20 protein-coding genes are annotated in these 19347 nt (G+C 73.1%); 8 read left to right on the top strand and 12 right to left on the bottom strand.

Annotation, left to right across the window (positions count from 1 at the left end):
* Nucleotides 1-15: 15 nt before the first annotated feature.
* The 3 genes from D1781_RS01420 to D1781_RS01410 form a co-directional block, all read right to left on the bottom strand.
* Nucleotides 16-306, bottom strand: coding sequence for a DUF1540 domain-containing protein (locus tag D1781_RS01420; RefSeq protein ID WP_119481666.1), 291 nt, complete (start codon nt 304-306; stop codon nt 16-18).
* 129 nt (nt 307-435) lie between these two features.
* A complete protein-coding gene (locus D1781_RS01415; RefSeq protein ID WP_119480505.1) occupies nt 436-1185 on the bottom strand; it encodes an ABC transporter permease in 750 nt (249 codons plus the stop codon).
* Nucleotides 1185-2150, bottom strand: coding sequence for an ATP-binding cassette domain-containing protein (locus tag D1781_RS01410; RefSeq protein WP_119480504.1), 966 nt, complete (start codon nt 2148-2150; stop codon nt 1185-1187). Before D1781_RS01410 ends, D1781_RS01415 begins: the two co-directional genes overlap by 1 nt.
* 105 nt (nt 2151-2255) lie before the next feature.
* On the opposite strand from D1781_RS01410, the gene D1781_RS01405 reads away from it, so the two are divergent.
* The 3 genes from D1781_RS01405 (at nt 2256) to D1781_RS01395 (ending at nt 5646) form a co-directional block, all read left to right on the top strand.
* Complete coding sequence (locus D1781_RS01405) at nt 2256-3302, top strand: threonine aldolase family protein (protein ID WP_119480503.1); 1047 nt, start codon at nt 2256-2258, stop codon at nt 3300-3302.
* Nucleotides 3303-3346: 44 nt separating this feature from the next.
* Nucleotides 3347-4141, top strand: coding sequence for a metal-dependent hydrolase (locus D1781_RS01400; protein WP_119480502.1), 795 nt, complete (start codon nt 3347-3349; stop codon nt 4139-4141).
* Between the two features lie 134 nt (nt 4142-4275).
* Entirely contained in the window at nt 4276-5646 is a 1371-nt protein-coding gene (locus tag D1781_RS01395) for a flavin monoamine oxidase family protein (protein ID WP_233550906.1), read from the top strand.
* 21 nt (nt 5647-5667) lie between these two features.
* On the opposite strand, the gene D1781_RS01390 is transcribed toward D1781_RS01395, so the two are convergent.
* Nucleotides 5668-6147: a GNAT family N-acetyltransferase gene (locus tag D1781_RS01390; protein ID WP_119480500.1), complete on the bottom strand. Its 480-nt coding sequence runs from the start codon at nt 6145-6147 to the stop codon at nt 5668-5670.
* A 39-nt stretch (nt 6148-6186) separates the two neighbouring features.
* Between D1781_RS01390 and folP the strand changes: the two genes are divergently transcribed.
* The 4 genes from folP (at nt 6187) to D1781_RS01370 (ending at nt 9075) form a co-directional block, all read left to right on the top strand.
* On the top strand, nt 6187-6984 hold the full coding sequence (gene folP / locus D1781_RS01385; protein WP_199706334.1) for a dihydropteroate synthase: 798 nt from the start codon (nt 6187-6189) through the stop codon (nt 6982-6984).
* Nucleotides 6981-7820, top strand: coding sequence for a 2-amino-4-hydroxy-6-hydroxymethyldihydropteridine diphosphokinase (folK, locus tag D1781_RS01380; protein WP_119480499.1), 840 nt, complete (start codon nt 6981-6983; stop codon nt 7818-7820). Before folP ends, folK begins: the two co-directional genes overlap by 4 nt.
* Nucleotides 7817-8404: a GTP cyclohydrolase I gene (gene folE / locus D1781_RS01375; protein ID WP_119480498.1), complete on the top strand. Its 588-nt coding sequence runs from the start codon at nt 7817-7819 to the stop codon at nt 8402-8404. The genes folK and folE overlap by 4 nt, the downstream gene beginning before the upstream one ends.
* 74 nt (nt 8405-8478) lie before the next feature.
* The gene (locus D1781_RS01370) at nt 8479-9075 is read left to right on the top strand and encodes a nitroreductase family protein (RefSeq protein ID WP_119480497.1); all 597 of its coding nucleotides are present in this window, start codon (nt 8479-8481) and stop codon (nt 9073-9075) included.
* 6 nt (nt 9076-9081) lie between these two features.
* On the opposite strand, the gene D1781_RS01365 is transcribed toward D1781_RS01370, so the two are convergent.
* From D1781_RS01365 to D1781_RS01335, 7 genes are all read right to left on the bottom strand, one after another.
* The gene (locus D1781_RS01365; protein ID WP_119480496.1) at nt 9082-9885 is read right to left on the bottom strand and encodes an alkaline phosphatase family protein; all 804 of its coding nucleotides are present in this window, start codon (nt 9883-9885) and stop codon (nt 9082-9084) included.
* A gap of 122 nt (nt 9886-10007) precedes the next feature.
* Complete coding sequence (locus tag D1781_RS01360) at nt 10008-12176, bottom strand: ATP-dependent Clp protease ATP-binding subunit (protein ID WP_119480495.1); 2169 nt, start codon at nt 12174-12176, stop codon at nt 10008-10010.
* A gap of 59 nt (nt 12177-12235) precedes the next feature.
* The gene (locus D1781_RS01355; protein ID WP_119480494.1) at nt 12236-12682 is read right to left on the bottom strand and encodes a heat shock protein transcriptional repressor HspR; all 447 of its coding nucleotides are present in this window, start codon (nt 12680-12682) and stop codon (nt 12236-12238) included.
* A gap of 73 nt (nt 12683-12755) precedes the next feature.
* A complete protein-coding gene (locus D1781_RS01350; protein ID WP_119480493.1) occupies nt 12756-13742 on the bottom strand; it encodes a DnaJ C-terminal domain-containing protein in 987 nt (328 codons plus the stop codon).
* A gap of 3 nt (nt 13743-13745) precedes the next feature.
* Nucleotides 13746-14351: a nucleotide exchange factor GrpE gene (locus D1781_RS01345; RefSeq protein ID WP_119480492.1), complete on the bottom strand. Its 606-nt coding sequence runs from the start codon at nt 14349-14351 to the stop codon at nt 13746-13748.
* On the bottom strand, nt 14348-16207 hold the full coding sequence (dnaK, locus tag D1781_RS01340; protein WP_119480491.1) for a molecular chaperone DnaK: 1860 nt from the start codon (nt 16205-16207) through the stop codon (nt 14348-14350). Before dnaK ends, D1781_RS01345 begins: the two co-directional genes overlap by 4 nt.
* 162 nt (nt 16208-16369) lie before the next feature.
* Nucleotides 16370-17275, bottom strand: coding sequence for a rhomboid family intramembrane serine protease (locus tag D1781_RS01335; protein ID WP_119480490.1), 906 nt, complete (start codon nt 17273-17275; stop codon nt 16370-16372).
* A 247-nt stretch (nt 17276-17522) separates the two neighbouring features.
* On the opposite strand from D1781_RS01335, the gene D1781_RS01330 reads away from it, so the two are divergent.
* Entirely contained in the window at nt 17523-18890 is a 1368-nt protein-coding gene (locus tag D1781_RS01330; protein WP_119480489.1) for an MFS transporter, read from the top strand.
* Here D1781_RS01330 and D1781_RS01325 read toward each other — a convergent pair.
* Nucleotides 18840-19340 carry a DUF427 domain-containing protein gene (locus D1781_RS01325; protein WP_119480488.1) on the bottom strand — a complete coding sequence of 167 codons (501 nt, stop codon included), beginning with the start codon at nt 19338-19340 and terminating at the stop codon, nt 18840-18842. The genes D1781_RS01330 and D1781_RS01325 overlap by 51 nt on opposite strands.
* Nucleotides 19341-19347 lie beyond the last annotated feature (7 nt).

Raw genomic sequence — 19347 nt, 5'->3', positions numbered from 1 at the left:
TCCTTCAGAACGGGATCAGGCGGGGGCGTAGGTGAGGCAGTCGGCCGGGTCGCCGGCCCTCCCGCCCACCTGCACCGCGGAGGCGGCGCACTCGAGGTGGTCGTTGTGGCTGCAGTCGGTGCGGTGGCAGGCGCCCACGACGCCCGTCCGCTCCAGGCCGGCGCGGAACGAGATCTGGACGAACGTGCCGCACTGCGCGTGGTCGCCGCCGATCGTGATGGCACCGGCGTGGCAGCCGGCGTCGTGGTTGTAGGAACAGCCCGTCGCCGAGCAGTCGTGCACCGAGGGGAGCCGCGTGATCGTCATGACGGAACTGTCCTCCTCGACCCGACGCCGCACCAGGTAGGGAAGGCTCTCCTGAGCCCGCCCCTCGCGCGCCGTTCCGGGCATCGGCGCGGTCCTGCGCCCCGAACCGGGAGGGGATCCCCAGGTCCGTCAGGCGTTCTCGCGCCGGAAGACCCGGGTCCCCCAGATCGCGGCGGCGGCGAAGACCACGACCGCCCAGAACGAGCCCCACCACACGGTCGAGTCGAACGTGCCGGTGAAGACGGCGCGGATGCCGTCGACGATGTGCTTCGTCGGCACGACGTCGGCGACCGTCTGCAGCCACTGCGGCTGCGTGATCGGCAGCAGGATGCCGGAGAGCAGCAGCACGGGCAGCGAGACGCTGTTCAGCAGCGGCGCGAGCACGTTCTCGCTCTTCGACAGCAGGCCGACCGCGTCGGAGAAGCAGGCGCACGCGGCGCCGAGCAGCACGGTGAGCGCGATGCCGAACACGATGCCGCCGGCGGAGGCCTGCAGCCCGAACAGGAAGCTGAGCAGGACCAGCACGATCGACTGCACGAGCAGCTGCACCGCGTTCAGCGCGACCCGGCCGAAGAGCAGCGCGGTGCGGGAGGCCGGCGTCACCCGCTCCGCCTCGATCACGCCTGCGCGCCACTCCGCGACGAGGCCGAAGCCGGCGAACAGCGTGCCGAAGAGGCCGAGCTGCACCAGCAGGCCGGGCACGAACAGCGTGTACGCGTTGTCGGCGCCGAACGTGCCGGCGAGCGGCACGAGCAGCGGCCCGAACAGCGCGAGGTAGAGGATCGGCTGGACCAGGCCGATGATGACCCACGCCGGGTTGCGGAGCGCGATCCGCAGCTGGCGCCGGAAGACGATGAAGGTCTGGCGGAGGAAGAGCATCAGGCGTCCTCTCGGAGCGAGCGGCCGGTCACGGTGAGGAAGACGTCGTCGAGGGTGGGGCGTCGCACCTCGACGCCGTCGAGGACCACCCCCTCCTCGTCGAGGCGGCGGATCAGCGCGGGCAGGCGCGCCGCGCTGCCGCGGACTCGGGCGGAGACCCGCGTGCCGTCCACCAGGGGCGCCTCCTCGGGCTCGGCGGCGGCGAGCGCCGCTCGAGCGGCGTCCACGCGGGCCGGGTCGGCGACGACGAGCTCGACGAGGTCGCCCGCGACCTGCCGCTTCAGCGCGTCCGGGGTGTCCGAGGCGACGATGCGCCCGTGGTCGATGACGAGGATGCGGTCGCAGAGCGCGTCGGCCTCGTCGAGGTAGTGCGTCGTGAGGAAGACGGTCATGCCCCGACCGGAGCGCAGGCCGGCGATGTGCTCCCAGAGGTTCGCCCGCGCCTGCGGGTCGAGCCCCGTCGTCGGCTCGTCCAGGAAGACGAGGCGCGGGTCGTGCACGAGGCCCATGGCGATGTCGAGCCGCCGGCGCTGCCCGCCGCTCATCGCCGCCGGCTTCCGCTCCCACAGCCCGTCGAGCTCGAGCTGCGCGAACAGCTCCCGTGCCCGGGCGGTCGCGGCGGCGCGGCTGACGCCGTACAGCTGCCCGTGGTCGACGACCTCCTCCCCCGCCCTGGCCTCCGGGGAGGTGGAGCCGCTCTGCGAGACGTAGCCGATGGAGCGCCGTACGCCCACCGGGTCCGCGGCCACGTCGTGGCCGGCGACCACCGCCCGGCCGGACGTCGGCCGGATCAGCGTCGTCAGCATCCGCAGGGTCGTCGTCTTGCCCGCGCCGTTCGGCCCGAGGAAGCCGACGATCTCCCCCTCGGCGACGGCGAGGTCGACGCCGTCGACCGCCGTCACCTCGACCCGCTCCCGGCCCCGCCGGGACGGGAAGGTCTTCGTCAGCCCCTCGACCTCGATCATGTGCGCTCCTCGCTCGGCGAGCAGTATCGCGGGGACCGGGGACGGTGATCCAGAGGCGGGACGACGGCGGACCGGGGCACCCGCCGCACCCGCGAGGATGGGGGCGTGAGACTGCACGATCCCGACCGCCGCACCTTCGCCTCCGACAACTACGCGGGGGTGCTGCCCGAGGTGCTCGCCGCGATCGCCGACGCGAACGGCGGCCACCAGATCGCGTACGGCGAGGACGCCTACACGGCGCGGCTCGGCGAGGTCGTCAAGCAGGAGTTCGGCGAGCGCGCCGAGGTCTTCCCGGTCTTCAACGGCACCGGCGCGAACGTGACCGCCCTCACGGCGATGCTGCCCCGGTGGGGCGCCGTGATCGCGACGGGCTCCGCCCACATCCACACCGACGAGGGCGGCGCCCCGGAGCGGGTGAGCGGGCTCAAGCTGCTCGTGGTCCCGGCGGAGCACGGCCGCCTCACCCCGGCCGCCGCCGAGACGGAGGCGTGGGGCTGGGGCGACGAGCACCGCCCGCAGCCGCTCGCGGTGTCGATCACGCAGTCGACCGAGCTCGGCACGGTCTACACGCCCGAGCAGGTGAAGGCGGTCGCCGACTTCGCGCACGAGCGCGACATGGCCGTGCACATGGACGGCGCCCGCATCTGGAACGCCGCTGCGGCCCTCGGCGTCCCGTTCGCCGCCTTCACGAAGGACGCCGGCGTGGACGTGCTCAGCCTCGGCGGCACGAAGAACGGGCTGCTCGGCGCGGAGGCGATCGTCGTGCTCGACCCCGAGCGGGTGGCAGGCCTGCACTTCCTCCGGAAGCTGAACATGCAGCTCGCGAGCAAGATGCGCTTCGCGAGCGCGCAGCTGCTCGCGCTGTTCGAGGACGGGCTCGGCGTGCGCACGGCCGCGCATGCGAACGCGATGGCCGCACGCCTCCGGGCCGGGCTCGAGCAGATCGAGGGCGTCGGGTTCAGCCACGCGACCGAGGCGAACGCGGTGTTCGCGGAGCTCGACCTCGACGCGGCCGACCGGGTCCGCGAGCGCTACCGCTTCTACGACTGGGACCGCGCGAACCGGCAGGTCCGGTGGATGTGCGCCTGGGACACCACGGAGGCGGACGTCGACGACTTCGTCGCCACCGTGCGCAGCGCCCTGCACCCCTAGCTCCACGGCGCGGCGCGGGGTCGCGGCCGGGAGCCGGCGGGAGCATGGGCGCCGTGATGGGGGTCAACCACGCGACGAGCGGCGCAGCCGTGTGGTTCGCGGCGACCGCGGCGCTGCCGTCGTTCGGCACCAACGCCTACCCGCTCTCCCCCGCCGGCGTGCTGTCCGGCGCCGTGGTGTGCGCGGGCGCGGCGCTGCTCCCCGACGCCGACCACCACAGCGGGACGATCGCCCACTCGGTGCCCGTCGTCGGCAGGCTCGTGACCGCCGGGATCGGGGACGCCAGCGGCGGCCACCGCCACGGGTTCCACACGATCCTGGCCGGCGCGCTCGTCACCCTGCTCGCCGTGCTCGTCGGGCGCTTCCTGATCGACGTGCCGAGCCTCGGGGCCACCCCGGTCGGTCCCGCGATCGCGACGATCGCGCTGATCGCCTTCGCGGTCAAGGCGCGCGAGCTCGTGCGCACCTGGAGCGCGGCCTGGGGCATCGGCGTCCTCGCGGCGGCCGCGGTGGTCGTCTTCGCGCCGGACAACCCCACCTGGTTCCCGATCGCCGTCGGCCTCGGCTTCCTCACCCACATCGCGGGCGACCTGCTCACCGTGGAGGGCGTCCCCTCCCCCACCTGGCCCGTGCAGATCACGCCGCCGAAGCTCTGGGCGCGGACGCCGGTGCTGAACGCGATCTGGAAGCGGAACGGCTACATCGCCGTGCCGGTGCTCGGCCACGCGGGCAGCTGGCGGGAGACCGCCCTCGGTGCCGCACTCGGCCTGTACTGCATCTACGCGATCGTGATCGTGGTCGCCCGCGCCGCGCACGTCTCGCTCACCGCGCTCGGCTGACCCCGCGATCGGGGGCCTTCGCTCTTCGGATCCGCTCGCCGTGACACGAAATGGGTACGGGATCCGTGCACTTCTCGTCGATCGACCACCGTGATCGGCACGAGCGGGGCGGAGCGCGTCCTTATGCTTCCAGCATGGTCAGGATCGATCGGGACGTCGTCGTCGTCGGGGCCGGCGCCTGCGGGCTCACCGCCGCGAACCGCCTTCGGGAGGCCGGCGCCTCCGTGATCGTGCTGGAGGCGCGCGACCGGGTCGGCGGGCGGCTGCACACCGACGCGTCGTCGGGCGCGCTCCTCGAGCTCGGCGGCCAGTGGGTGTCGCCGGACCAGACCGCGCTCCGCGAGACGCTCGACGAGCTCGGGCTGCCGACGTTCGAGCGCTACCGGGACGGCGAGAGCGTCTACGTGGGCCCGGACGGCACCGCGCACCGCTTCACCGGTGACATCTTCCCGGCGTCGCCAGAGACCCAGGCCGAGATCGAGCGGCTCATCGAGGTGCTCGACGGGCTGACGGCGGAGATCGACCCCGACCGTCCCTGGGCGCATCCGCGCGCCCGCGAGCTCGACGGCATCACCTGGCGCGCGTTCCTCGAGCAGCTCTCCGACGACGACGAGGCCCGGGCGAACGTCGCCATGTTCACCGCGGAGGCGATGCTGACGAAGCCGTCGCACGCGTTCTCCGCGTTGCAGTCCCTGCTGATGGCGGCGTCCGCGGGCAGCTTCTCCCACCTGGTCGACGCCGACTTCATCCTCGACCGCCGCGTCGTCGGCGGTCTCCAGCAGGTGCCGCTCCGGCTCGCGGAGGCGCTCGGCGACGACGTGCGGCTCTCCTCGCCGGTGCGCCGCATCGAGTGGAGCGACGACGGCGTCCTGGTCACGGCCGACGGCGACCTGGAGGTCGCGGCCCGCCGGGTCGTGCTCGCCGTGCCGCCGAACCTGTACGACCGGATCGACTACGCGCCGACCCTGCCGCTGCGCCGCCACGTGCTGCACCAGCACCTGTCGCTCGGGCTCGTCATCAAGATCCACGCCGTCTACGACGAGCCGTTCTGGCGTGCGGACGGCCTCTCCGGCACCGCGTTCAGCCCGTACCGGTCGGTGCACGAGGCCTACGACAACTCGAACCACGGGGACCCGCGCGGCGTGCTGGTCGGCTTCGCGTCGGACGCCCGCGCCGACCGGCTGCTCGCGCTGGAGCCGGAGGCGCGGAAGGCCGCGATCCTCGACGACCTCGCGAGCTACTACGGGGAGCGGGCCAAGCACCCGACGATCTACGTCGAGAGCGACTGGGGCAGCGAGGAGTGGACCCGCGGCGCGTACGCGGCCAGCTTCGACATGGGCGGTCTCGAGCGCTTCGGCGCGGACGTCCGCACGCCCGTCGGGCCGATCCACTGGGCGTCGAGCGACCTCGCGGGCGCCGGGTACCAGCACGTGGACGGCGCGATCCGGATGGGCCGCTGGGTGGCCGCGGAGGTCCTCCAGGCCCTCGCCCCGACCCCGGCCTGAGGCCTCCCCTCCACGTCGTCCCTAGAGGGCTCGGTGCATGACGTGGAGGCCGACGAGGCCGTGCCGGCGGCTGTCGAACGCCTCCGGGACCGTGCCGATGATGCGGAAGCCGAGCGACCGCCACAGCGCCACCGCGGCCGTGTTCGTCTCCACGACCGCGTTGAACTGCACCGCGCGGAAGCCCGCCTCCTTCGACCACGCCAGCACGTGCTCGCCGAGCGCGCGGCCGACGCCCCTGCCGCGGGCGGCGCCGTCGACCATGAAGCTCGCCGTGCCGACGTGCGCGCCGCGACCCGGCCGGTTCGGCCCCATCGTCGCGGAGCCGAGCACGCGGCCGTCGTCCTCCGCCACGACGACGCGGTGCTGCCCCATCCAGAGCGCCCGCGCCTCGTCGGAGGAGAGCCCGGACGGGTACGCGTACGTCTCGCCGTCCTCGACGATCGCGGTGAAGAAGGGGAGGATCGCGGGCCAGTCGGCGTCGGTCGCGGGGCGGATGCGCACGCTCCACGGTAGCGGCGCGCCGATAGCCTGAACGGGCCCATGCCGCAGCCGCAGACCGCTCCCGTCATGTTCGGCGTCCTCAACACGACGCCGGACTCCTTCAGCGACGGCGGCCGCTTCGTCGACCCCGAGCGGGCGATCGCGCACGGCCTCGAGCTCGTGCGCCAGGGCGCCGACGTCGTCGACGTGGGCGGCGAGTCGACGCGCCCCGGGGCGGAGCCCGTGCCGCCGGAGGAAGAGCTGCGCCGGGTCGTCCCCGTCGTGCGCGGCCTCGTGGAGGCGGGCGCCGCGGTGAGCATCGACACCCGGCGCGGGGTCGTGGCCGAGGCGGCGCTCGACGCGGGCGCCCGGACCGTCAACGACGTCGACGGCGGCCGGGACCCCGAGCTCCTCCGCGTCGCGGCGGCGTCCGGCGCGGACCTCGTGCTGATGCACTCCCGCGGCCCGGCGGCGTCCTCCGGCGGGTACGGCGACGTGGTCGCCGACGTCGCCGTCGACCTGCGCCGGCGGGTGGACGCGGCGCTCGCGGCGGGCGTCGCGCCGGAGCGGGTCGTGCTCGACCCGGGCATCGGCTTCAGCAAGACCGCGGCGGAGAACTGGTCGCTGCTCGCCGCGATCGAGGCCCTGCGGGTGGACGACCTCCGGATGCTGGTCGGCGTCTCGCGCAAGCGCTTCCTCGGGGAGCTCGTGCCGGGCGCTCCGGAGACGCGGGACGGCGTCACCGCCGTCCTCTCGGCCCTCCTCGCCGAGCGGGGCGTCTGGGGCCTGCGCGTGCACGACCCGGCGTCGACGCGCGCCGCGCTCGAGGTCGCGCAGCGCATGCGGGTGGCGGCATGAACGATCGGATCGTGCTCACCGGCGTCCGCGCCTTCGGCCGGCACGGCGTGCTGCCCGAGGAGCGGGAGGCGGGGCAGGAGTTCGTCGCCGACCTCGAGCTGACCCTCGACCTCGGCGTCGCCGCCGCGACCGACCGCGTCGCGGCGACCGTCCACTACGGCGAGCTGGCGGAGCGGGTCGTCGCGGAGATCGCTGGCGAGCCCGTCGACCTGATCGAGACGCTCGCGCAGCGCATCGCCGACGCGGCGCTCGAGCACGACCTCGTGGAGCGCGTGGTCGTCACCGTGCACAAGCCGTCCGCGCCGATCCCCGTGCCGTTCGCCGACGTCGCCGTCCGTCTCGAGCGCGCGCGGAGCCGGCCCGCGGAGCACGTCGTCGTCGCGCTCGGCACGAACCTCGGCGACCGCGCGACGACGCTCGCGCATGCCGTGGCCGCGCTCCGCCGCCTCCCGGGGCTCGAGGTCGACGCGGTGTCCGGCGTGCACGAGACCGTCGCCGTGACCCTCGCGGGCCCCGACCCCGACCGGCCGCGCTACGGCAACCAGGTCGTCGTCGGCCGCACCGACCTGCCGCCGCACGCGCTGCTCGACGCCCTGCTGCGGATCGAGCGGGCGTTCGGCCGCGTGCGGACCGAGCGCTGGGGCGACCGCACGCTCGACCTCGACCTCGTCGCGCAGGGCGACCGCGTGCTCGAGGAGCCGGAGCTCGTGCTCCCCCACCCGAGGGCGCACGAGCGGGACTTCGTGCTGCGCCCGTGGCTCGAGGCGGAGCCCGACGCCGTGCTGCCGGGCCGCGGCCGGGTCCGACACCTCCTCGCCGCGCTGGAGGGCTCGTGACCCCGGACCTGGAGCGCGCCCGGCGGGCCGTCGAGGAGTACCTGCGCGCCTACGGCCTCGACCCGGAGGACCCGACCCTCGAGCGGACGCCGGACCGGGTGGCCCGGCTCGGCGGCGAGCTCTTCGGCGGCGTCGGGGTGGATCCCCTGCCCGCGCTCGCCGCGTCGGCGGTGGCCGAGGTCGCGGCCCGCGGCCCCGTCGCCTTCCTCGACGTGCCGTTCCGCTCGATCTGCGAGCACCACCTGCTGAAGTTCGCCGGCACCGTCTCGGTCGTCTACCTGCCGGGTCGCGCCGTCGCGGGGCTCGGCGCGATCGTCGGCCTCATCGAGACCGTCTCCTCCCGGCCCCAGGTGCAGGAGCGGCTCACCGACGAGATCGCCCTCGCGCTCGAGCAGGCCCTCGGCGCGACCGGGGTGCTCGTCTCGGCGACCGCGGAGCACGACTGCGTCGCGATGCGGGGGCCGCGCATCCGCGGCGCCGCCGTGCGCACCCTCGCCGCCCGCGGCGCGTACGCCGTCGAGCCTGCAGCGGCCGAGGCGCGGGCCCTCCTCCGGCTCGGCCCGACCGGCGTCCCGGGGGAATAGTGCCGTCGGGGCGAGCGCTGCACACTCCGGCCCGAGGACGTGCCGCAGCTCACGCCGCCCGCCAGGAGGACCCCATGCCCGCCGTCGCCACCGACCGTCGCGCCGTCACCGAGGCGCCCATCGAGGAGTTCCTCGCCGAGCGCTGGTCCCCCCGGTCGTTCGACCCGGAGGCGGTGGTGACGGACGAGCAGGTCGCGTCGCTGCTCGAGGCCGCCCGCTGGGCCGCGTCCGCGTCGAACGTGCAGGCCCGCCGCTTCGTCGTCGGCCGCCGGGATACGGAGACGTTCGCCCGCATCGAGCGGCACCTCATGGGCTTCAACCGCATCTGGGCGCCGAACGCCTCCCTCCTGGTCCTCGCGATCGCGGTCGTCGAGCCGGAGGGCGAGCACCCGCAGGGCGCGCACCGCTGGGCCGAGTACGACACCGGCCAGGCGATCGCGAACCTCTCCAGCCAGGCCCACGCGCTCGGCCTGCACACCCATCAGATGGGCGGCATCGAGGTCGACGCGATGCGCCAGGAGTTCGACCTGCCCGAGCGCTTCGTGCCGATCACCGTCACCGCGATCGGCACCGTCGCCTCTCCCGACCTGCTGCCGGAGAAGTACCGCCTGCGGGAGACCGCCGAGCGCTCGCGCCTCCCGATCTCCGAGCTGGTGCTCGCGCAGGACTGACCCCGCTCAGCCGAGCGCGGCGAGCAGCCTCGGCGTGAGCTCGGTCGGGTCGATGACGTCCGGCCACTCGTCGAGCTCCGCGTTCCACGCGGCACGGGCCACGAAGGACGCCGACACCTGCGGCTCCTCCCCGCCGTGGCCGCCGCCGTCGAGGTGCCCGTGGTCCGTCGTGACCGCGACGAGCCACCGCTCGCCCCACAGCGTCCGCTGGTCGATCACGGCGAGCATGCGGCCGAGATGGGCGTCCGCCCGCTGGATCGCCTCCACGTACTGGCGGCTGACCGCGCCGTAGACGTGCCCCGCCTCGTCGACGCCGGAGCAGTAGACGAAGGAGACGTCCGGCCCCGCCCCCGCCAGGGCGGCGACCGCCACGTCGACGACCTCGGCGTCGCTCGTGCGGTAGCCGTACGTCTCGCCGTCGCGCACGATCACCCGGTGCCGCTCGGCCCGGCGCTGCTCGTCCCGCGCGTGGATCACCGGCCCGACGCCCGCGGGGTCGACGAGCGGCGGCCAGGCCGCGGCGGCGAAGGTGGTGCGGGCCGGGTCGGCGTAGTAGGCGCGACTGAGCAGGTCGGGCAGCGCCGTGAGCCGGCTGCCGACGAACGTGTTGTCGTGCACGCCGTGCTCCTCCACCGACGCACCGGTGAGCAGGGTCGCCCAGCAGGGCCCCGAGATCGTCGGCGCGGGCATCGTCATCCGCGAGGAGGCGCCGCGGGCGATGAGGCCCCGGAGGTGCGGCGCCCGGTCGGAGGTCGCGAGGTCGAGCCGGAGCCCGTCGATGCCGACGAGGAGCAGGTGCAGGCGGTCCATCCGTCGTCTGTACCGACGGCAGGTGGCCGGGAGGTGTCCAAGCGCTCGACCCTCGAACCTCCCGCTGATCGAGGTGCGAGCGGAGCGCTCGGACCTCGACCGACGGGTGGTGGGTCGAAGGGCTACCCGACCGGGACCTCGAAGCGGCCCACCGCGAGGCCGTCGCTCTCGAGGTCGACGTCGACCCGCACGGTGTCGCCGTCCTTGACCTCGCCCGCGAGCAGCGCCCGCGCGAGGCGGTCGTCGATCTCGCGCTGCATGAGCCGGCGGAGCGGCCGGGCGCCGTACAGCGGGTCGTAGCCGCGCTCGGCGAGCCAGCTGCGCGCCGCCGGCGTGACCGCGAGCTGCAGCCGACGGTCCGCGAGGCGCTTGCCGAGCCGGTCGATGTAGAGCTCCACGATCTGGCCGAGGTCCTCCTCGGTCAGCGCCTGGAACACGACGATGTCGTCGAGGCGGTTCACGAACTCCGGCTTGAAGGCCTGGCGGACGAGCGCCTGGACGGCCTCCTCCTTCTGCTCGGCCGTCGTCGACGGGTCGACCAGGTACTGGCTGCCGAGGTTCGACGTGAGGATGAGGATCGTGTTGCGGAAGTCGACCGTGCGGCCCTGCCCGTCGGTCAGGCGGCCGTCGTCGAGCACCTGCAGCAGGATGTCGAAGACCTCGGGGTGCGCCTTCTCGACCTCGTCGAGCAGGATCACCGAGTACGGCCGGCGGCGGACCGCCTCCGTCAGCTGGCCGCCCTGCTCGTAGCCGACGTACCCCGGAGGGGCGCCGACGAGGCGGGAGACGGAGAACTTCTCGCCGTACTCGCTCATGTCGATCCGGACCATGGCGCGCTCGTCGTCGAAGAGGAACTCCGCGAGCGCCCGGGCCAGCTCGGTCTTGCCGACGCCGGTCGGGCCGAGGAACAGGAAGGAGCCGGTCGGCCGGCTGCCGTCGGCGATGCCGGCACGCGTGCGGCGCACCGCGTCCGCGACCGCGCGCACGGCGGCGCGCTGGCCGATGAGGCGCTTGCCGAGCTCGCTCTCGAGCCGCAGCAGCTTCTGCGTCTCGCCCTGGAGCAGGCGGCCCATCGGGATGCCGGTCCACTGCGCGACGACCGCCGCGATGTCCTCGTCCGTCACCTGGTCGTTCACCATGCGCGGCTCGTCCGAGTGCTCCTCCGCCTGCTCGGCGGCGGCGAGCTCGCGCTCGATGACCGGGATCTCGCCGTAGAGCAGCCGCGAGGCCTCCTCGAGGTTGCCCTCGCGCTGGGCCCGCTCCGCGCGCATGCGCAGGGCGTCGACCTTCTCCTTCAGGTTCCCGACGCGGTTGAGGTCGGCGCGCTCGCGCTCCCACCGGGCCTGGAGCTCCTGCAGCTTCGCCTCGCGGTTCGCGAGGTCGGTGCGCAGCTTCTCCAGCCGGTCGCGGGAGGCGTCGTCCTTCTCGCGCTTGAGGGCGAGCTCCTCGAGCTTCAACCGGTCGACGGACCGGCGCAGCTCGTCGATCTCGACGGGCGCGGAGTCGATCTCCATGCGCAGCCGGCTCGCGGCCTCGTCGATGAGGTCGATCGCCTTGTCCGGCAGCTGCCGGGAGGAGATGTACCGGTTCGACAGCGAGGCGGCGGCGACGAGCGCGGAGTCCGCGATGGCGACCTTGTGGTGCGCCTCGTAGCGCTCCTTCAGGCCGCGGAGGATCGCGACGGAGTCCTCGACGGAGGGCTCGCCGACGAAGACCTGCTGGAAGCGGCGCTCGAGCGCCGCGTCCTTCTCGATGTACTCGCGGTACTCGTTGAGGGTCGTCGCGCCGATCATCCGCAGCTCGCCGCGGGCGAGCATCGGCTTCAGCATGTTCGACGCCGCGACGCTGCCCTCGCCGCCGCCGGCGCCCATGAGGGTGTGGAGCTCGTCGATGAAGGTGATGATCCGGCCGTCGGAGTCGTTGATCTCCTTCAGCACGGCCTTCAACCGCTCCTCGAACTCGCCCCGGTACTTCGCGCCGGCCACGAGGGCGGCGAGGTCGAGGGAGACCAGCTGCTTGTTCTTCAGCGAGTCGGCGACGTCGCCGGCGACGATCCGCTGGGCGAGCCCCTCGACGACGGCGGTCTTGCCGACGCCGGGTTCGCCGATGAGGACAGGGTTGTTCTTCGTGCGCCGGGTCAGCACCTGGCTGACGCGGCGGATCTCGGCGTCGCGGCCGATGACGGGGTCGAGCTTGCCCGCACGGGCGATCTCGGTGAGGTTGATGCCGTACTGCTCGAGGGCGCTCTTCGCGTTCTCCTGAGGAGCGGCCGCACCACGCATGTTGGCCATGGAACCTGCCTTCGGAGGAAGTGGGTGGAGGAAGTCCTACAGGGTTGAGCGCACCGGGCTCAGGGGTATTCCGCGTCCTCGATCTCGTCCGGGTCGAGCGGCCGCGGGCGCCAGACGACGAGCTCGGTGCGGCGGGCGGCCCGGGTGCCGTGCCGGAGCGGCACGACGTCGCCCTGCGGCGTCGACGCGAAGACGCGGGCGCCGGGCCGGGTCAGCAGCTCGTTGGCGAGCGCCGCCTCCAGCTGCCGGACGCGGTCGCGGAGGGAGACCACCTCGTTCTCGAGCTCGAGCACGCGCTTGATGCCCTCGAGCGAGACGCCCTCGCCGGAGAGGCGCTGCACCTCCCGCAGCTGCGCGACCTCGCGCAGGGAGTAGCGGCGCGACTTGCCGGCGGTGCGCCGCGGCACCACCAGTCCGAGGCGGTCGTACTGGCGGAGGGTCTGCGGGTGCATGCCCGCGAGCTCCGCGGCCGCGGCGATGGGGAAGATCGGGTCGTCGGCGTCCATCACTGCTCCTGCATTCCGTTTTGAAGGAGTTCTCGGCGCCGAACGCCGAGAACTCCTTCAAAACGGAAAGGGGTCATCCGCGGGACTTCGCCAGGAGGTCGTCGCGGGGGTTCTCGTCGCCGGAGGCGGCGGCGAAGGCCTCGAGGGCCTCCTGCTGCGCCGCGGTGAGGTGACCCGGGACGGCCACCTCCACGCGGGCGAGGAGGTCGCCCGCGCCCTTCGGGGTCTCGACGCCCCGGCCCTTCACGCGGAGGACGCGGCCGCTGGAGGTGCCGGCCGGCACCTTCATGCGGACGGGCTCGCCGCCGAGGGTCGGGACCTCGATCGTCGCGCCGAGGGCCGCCTCCGTGAAGGTCACGGGGACGTTCACCCTCAGGTTGAGACCGTCGCGCTCGAACACCGGGTGCTTGTCGACGTGGACCGTGAGGACCAGGTCGCCCGCCTCCCCGCCGTCCGGGCTCGGCTCGCCCTTGCCGCGCAGCTTGAGCTTCTGCCCGTCCGTCACCCCGGCGGGGATCCGGACGGTGATCGGCTTGCCGTTGCCGCCCGAGAGGGTGACCGTGTCGCCCTTCGTCGCGGTGACGAAGTCGATGCTCGTCGTCGCCGTGACGTCCCGGCCCGGGGTCGGTCCCCCGAACCCGCGGAAGCCGCCCGACGTCTGGCCGAAGCCGCCGCCGTTGCCGAACATCCCGCCGAGGATGTCCTCGAACCCGCCGCCCCGGGTCGTGGTGCGGGTCCTGGCGCCCTGACCGAACAGGCCGCCGAACACGTCCTCGAAGCCGCCGCCCTGGCCGCCGGCGCCGCCCGCGGTGAAGCGGGCGCCCGAGCCCATGGCGCGGATCTGGTCGTACTCCTGCCGCTGCTCCTCGTCGGAGAGGACGCTGTAGGCCTCGGAGATCTCCTTGAACCGCGCCTCCGCCTTCGCGTCGCCGGGGTTGGAATCGGGGTGGTACTGCCGCGCGAGCCTGCGGTACGCCTTCTTCAGATCGGCCTGCGAGACGGACTTGTCGACGCCGAGGACCGCGTAGAAGTCCTTCTCGAACCAGTCCTGACTCGCCACGGCTCAGCTCCCGGAAGGGGTGTCGACGACGACCTTCGCGACGCGGAGGGTCGTGTCACCGATGCGGTAGCCGCGCTCCACGACGTCGGACACGGTCGGGGCCTGCACGTCCGGGCTCTCCCGCTGGAAGATCGCGTCGTGCTGGTGGGGGTCGAAGAGCTCGCCCTTCTCCCCGTACGGCGTGATCCCGAGCTTCGTCACGGCGCCGCGCAGCTTCTGCGCGATCGCGGTGAGCGGGCCGCCCTCGGCGAGGTCGCCGTGGGACTCCGCCCGATCGAGGTCGTCGAGCACGGGCAGGATCGCCCGCGCCGCGTCACCCGTCGCGCGGTCCTTGATGGCCTCGCGCTCCCGCTCCGTGCGGCGACGGTAGTTGGCGTACTCCGCCGTCACCCGCCGCAGGTCGGCGAGGTGCTCGCTCTCCGGCTGCGGGGTGCCGTCGGGCCCGTCGGGCAGCTCGCCCTCGCCGTTCAGGAACGCCTGGTCGGCGTCCGTCAGCGAGGTCTCGACGTCCGGGCCCTCGGCCTGGATCCAGCTCTCGTCGTTCCCGGCCCCGCCCCGGGGGGCGCCCTCCTCGGGCGCCCCCTCCGGCTGGTTCTTGTCGTCCGTCATCGCTTCGGCTCGTCCTCGTCCACGACCTCGGCGTCCACCACGTCCTCGTCGTCGGACGAGGAGGAGGACCCGGTCGCGTCCGCGGTCGGTGCCGCCTGCTCGTTCTGCGAGCTCGCGTAGATCGCCTGGCCGAGCTTGGTCTGGCTCTCGTTCAGCTTGTCGAACGCGGTCTTCACCGCGTCGTCGTCGTCTCCGGCGAGCGCGCTCTTCAGCGCGTCGACGTCGCCCTGCACCTCGTCCTTGACGTCCGCGGGCAGCTTGTCGTCGTTCTCCTTGATGAGCTTCTCGATCGAGTAGACGAGCTGCTCGCCGGAGTTGCGGACCTCGGCGGCCTCGCGGCGCCGCTTGTCCTCGGCGGCGTGCTCCTCCGCCTCGCGGACCATGCGCTCGATGTCCTCCTTCGGGAGGCTCGAGCCGCCCGTGATGGTCATCGACTGCTCCTTGCCGGTGCCCTTGTCCTTGGCGGACACGTGCACGATGCCGTTCGCGTCGATGTCGAAGGTGACCTCGACCTGCGGGATGCCGCGGGGCGCCGGCGCGATGCCGGTCAGCTCGAAGGTGCCCAGGTTCTTGTTGTCCCGGGTGAACTCGCGCTCGCCCTGGAAGACCTGGATCGCGACGGACGGCTGGTTGTCGTCCGCGGTGGTGAACGTCTCGCTGCGCTTGGTGGGGATGGCCGTGTTGCGCTCGATGAGCTTGGTCATGATCCCGCCCTTGGTCTCGATGCCGAGGGACAGCGGGGTGACGTCGATGAGGAGGACGTCCTTGCGCTCGCCCTTCAGGACACCGGCCTGCAGCGCGGCGCCGACGGCGACGACCTCGTCCGGGTTGACGCCCTTGTTGGGCTCCTTGCCGCCGGTGAGCTTCTTCACGAGCTCGGACACGGCGGGCATGCGGGTCGAACCGCCGACGAGCACGACGTGCGCGATGTCGGCGACCTTGACGCCCGCCTCCTTGATGACGTCCTCGAACGGCTTGCGGGTGCGCTCGAGCAGGTCGCTCGTCAGGTTCTCGAACTGGGCGCGGGTCAGCGTCTCGTCGAGGTTCGCGGGGCCGTTCTCCGTCAGGGAGAGGTACGGGAGGGTGATCGAGGTCGAGGTGGAGCTCGAGAGCTCCTTCTTCGCCTGCTCCGCGGCCTCCTTGAGGCGCTGGAGGGCGATCTTGTCCTTCGAGACGTCGACGCCGGTCGAGTCCTTGAAGCGCTTGATGAGGTGGTCGACGATCCGCTGGTCCCAGTCGTCGCCGCCGAGGCGGTTGTCGCCCGCGGTCGAGCGGACCTGGATGGTCGAGAAGCCCTCGTCCTTGCCCACCTCGAGGAGGGACACGTCGAAGGTGCCGCCGCCGAGGTCGAAGACGAGGATGAGCTCGTCCTCCTTGCCCTTGTCGAGGCCGTAGGCGAGCGCGGCCGCGGTGGGCTCGTTGATGATGCGCAGCACGTTGAGGCCGGCGATCTCGCCGGCGTCCTTCGTCGCCTGGCGCTCGGCGTCGTTGAAGTACGCCGGGACGGTGATGACGGCGTCCGTGACGGTGTCGCCGAGGTACTGCTCCGCGTCGCGCTTCAGCTTGCCGAGGATGCGGGCCGAGATCTCCTGCGGCGTGTACTTCTTGCCGTCGATCTCGGTCGTCCACGAGGTGCCCATGTGGCGCTTGACGGAGGAGATGGTGCGGTCGACGTTCGTGACGGCCTGGCGCTTCGCGGTCTCGCCGACGAGGACGTCGCCGTCCTTCGTGAACGCGACGACCGACGGGGTGGTCCGGAAGCCCTCCGCGTTGGCGATGACCGTGGGGTCGCCGCCCTCGAGGACCGCGACCACCGAGTTCGTGGTGCCGAGGTCGATTCCGACGGCACGAGCCATGGGGTTACTCCTTGCGTTGTTCGCAGTGCTGATGTCTGTGGTCACGACTTGCGTCGTGATGACTCAACCCTAGGAACCCGTCGCGGCGATGTCCAATCGCGCGGAGCGGAGTTGAGTCGTTGATGCTCAACTCTCAGGAGCGCCGGGCATTCCCGGCCCGGCTCACATCAGGATGCCGAAGCGCACCACCGACAGCACGATCAGGAGGGCGCACACCCCGGCGACGATGAGCACCGGCGTGCGCGGCTTCCAGCCGCGGTCCGGGCCGACGCGGAGCAGGTACATCGTCCCGGCGCCGCCGATCATCCCGCCGACGAGCGCGGGCAGGCCGGCGCCGCCCATCGTCAGCGAGAGCAGCAGGTTGATGCCCGTGATGATCAGGATCTGGCTGCGCAGCCGCGGGTCGCCCCACACCTCCACGAGCAGCGCGGCGAAGAGGCCGAACAGCAGCGAGGTGAGCCCGTACGCGGTCGTGCCGGACAGCATCGTGCCGGCCGTGCCGACGATCGAGGACGCGAGCAGCACGCCGATGAAGCGGTGGGTGCCGAGCATCCGCTCCAGCTGCGGGGCGGTGAGCCAGAAGAAGACGCCGGAGAGCAGCGCGAAGAGGATCGAGAGGTCCGGCGTCGCGTAGTAGGAGACCGGCGCGGTGACGAAGCGCCAGACCTGCCAGCCGTACCCGCGCGCGCCCGCGAGCCACTGGAACGGCAGGTTCTGGGTCAGCAGGCCCACGAGGAACAGCGCGGCGTAGACGACGAGGACGCCCTGCGACACCGGCGAGCCGCCGCTGCCGCCCGCGCCGGCGAGCATCGAGCGCACGCGGCCGGGCTGCCGGGTGCGGCGCCGCTTCGGCTTCTCGAGCGGCACGACGTTGTTCGCGGGCCGCCAGGAGACGCCGCCGGAGGTCTCGGCCACGCAGTCGGGGCAGTGCACGCCGACCGGCGCGAGGATCTGGCACTCGGGGCAGACGGTCCGCCCGCAGCGCTGGCAGAGGACCCAGCTCTGCCGCCCCGGGTGCCGGTAGCAGACGGAGGGGTCGGTCTCGATGGCGCGCGTCCCGTCGGTCACGAACAGGGATTCTCCCTGATCGCGGGCCTCCCGCCGCGTGCATCGCGTACCCCGTCCGGGCGCGGGCGCGCTTCCGCCGCCGCGGGGAGCTCCGCGGATCCGCACTTCCGTCGCGGATCCGCAGCTCCGAGGCGACACGCCGCGCGCGCAGTGCAGGTGGACGGCGTGTCGCCGGAGAACTGCGGATCCGCGCACCGGCGCGAAGGGGGGATGCGTGCCGGACACCGCGCCCGCCTATGCTCCGCGCATGACCGCTGTGGCAGCGCCGCCCCCGGCCCGGCTGCTCTCGCGCCCGGTGCTCGCCTGGACCGCATGGGACTGGGGCAGCGCCTCGTTCAACGCGGTCATCACGACCTTCGTCTTCACCGTCTACCTCACCGGCGACGCCTTCACCGGGCTGCAGGAGGGGGACCCCGGGTTCGCCGCCGCGAAGGCGGGCCTCTCGAGCGGCCTCGGCTGGGGCATCGCGGTCGCCGGCGTCGTCGTCGCGCTGCTCGCGCCGGTGCTCGGCAAGCGGGCGGACGCGACCGGACGACGACGCGTGCCGATGGCGATCGCGACGGGCGTCGTGGTCGCGTCGATGTTCGGCATGTTCGCGATCACGCCGGTTCCCGGCGCGTTCTGGGCCGGCGTCGCCCTCGTCGGCCTCGGGACGGTCGCCTACGAGATCGGGGCGGTCAACTACAACTCGATGCTGCTGTCGATCTCGACGCCGCGATCGATCGGTCGGGTCAGCGCGTTCGGCTGGGCCGCCGGCTACGTCGGCGGCATCGTGCTGCTCGTCGTGCTCTACGCGACGCTGATCCCCGGCGGCCCCGAGCTGCTCGGCGACCTCCGCGCCGACGGGCTCGGCATCCGGCTCTGCGCCGTGGTCTGCGCCGTCTGGTTCCTCGTCTTCGGGCTCCCCGTGCTCCTGACCGTGCGCGACGAGCCCGGCCGCGGCGCCGCGCCGAACGGGGTGCTCGCGACCTACCGGCAGCTGTTCCGCGACATCGCCGAGCTAGGGCGGCAGGACCGCAACCTGCTGTTCTTCCTGATCGCGAGCGCCGTCTTCCGCGACGGCCTGACCGGCGTCTTCACCTTCGGCGCCGTCATCGCGTCGACCGTCTTCGGCTTCACGTTCGGCCAGGTGCTGATCTTCGCGGTCGCCGCGAACCTCGTCGCCGGCGTCAGCACCCTCGTCTCCGGCCGGTTCGACGACCGCTTCGGCCCGAAGCCGGTGATCCTCGTCTCCCTGGTCGGCCTCGTGGTCACGGGCACCGGGGTGTTCCTGGCGCGCGACGGCGGCACCGCCGCCTTCTGGGTCGGCGGCCTGCTGCTGTGCCTCTTCGTCGGCCCCGCGCAGACGTCGAGCCGCTCGCTGCTCGGGCGGCTCTCGCCGCCGGAGCGCGCCGGCGAGCTGTTCGGCCTCTACGCCACGACCGGCAGGGCGGCGAGCTTCATCGCACCCGCGGCCTTCGCGGTGCTCACGACGGTCGCGCAGGACCAGGGCTTCGGCATCCTCGGGATCGTGCTCGTCCTCGCGGTCGGGCTGGTCCTCATGCTCCCCGTCCGGGGCGCCGGGTCACCAGCCGAGGGTGCCGGGCGCGCCCTTGAAGGGTCCGACCACCCGTGAGGTGATCCAGCCGCCGTAGAAGTCGCCCTCCTGCGCCGTCACGACCTCGCCGTCGACCTCGCAGCGGTCCATGCGCGACGGGTAGACCGCGACCCGGCCGGCGAGCGCCTCGTAGCCCGGCCAGGGCTCGGGGTACGACCACGCGGAGCGGACGGCGATCCGGTCCCCCGCGACGATCGTCAGGTAGTGCGCCATCCCCTTGAACTCGCACATGCTGAGCCCGCCGGCCTCGTGCACGGGCACGAGGAAGGCGTCAGGGGCGAAGTAGTAGACCGGCGGGTGGCTCGTCTCGAGCACGCGGAGGGAGTCCGTGGTGTCCAGCACGAGCGCGCCGCCCAGCTCGATGCGGATCCGCTCGGAGCTCTCCTCCACCGCCGGCGGCCGCGGGTAGTCCCACACCGACTCCTGGCCGGGCCCCGGCTCGATCCGCTTCACGCGCTTCCCCCGCACCCCAGCA

Source organism: Amnibacterium setariae (assembly GCF_003581425.1).
In the GTDB taxonomy this organism is placed as follows: domain Bacteria; phylum Actinomycetota; class Actinomycetes; order Actinomycetales; family Microbacteriaceae; genus Amnibacterium; species Amnibacterium setariae.
This window is presented reverse-complemented; position numbering and strand designations above follow the sequence as displayed.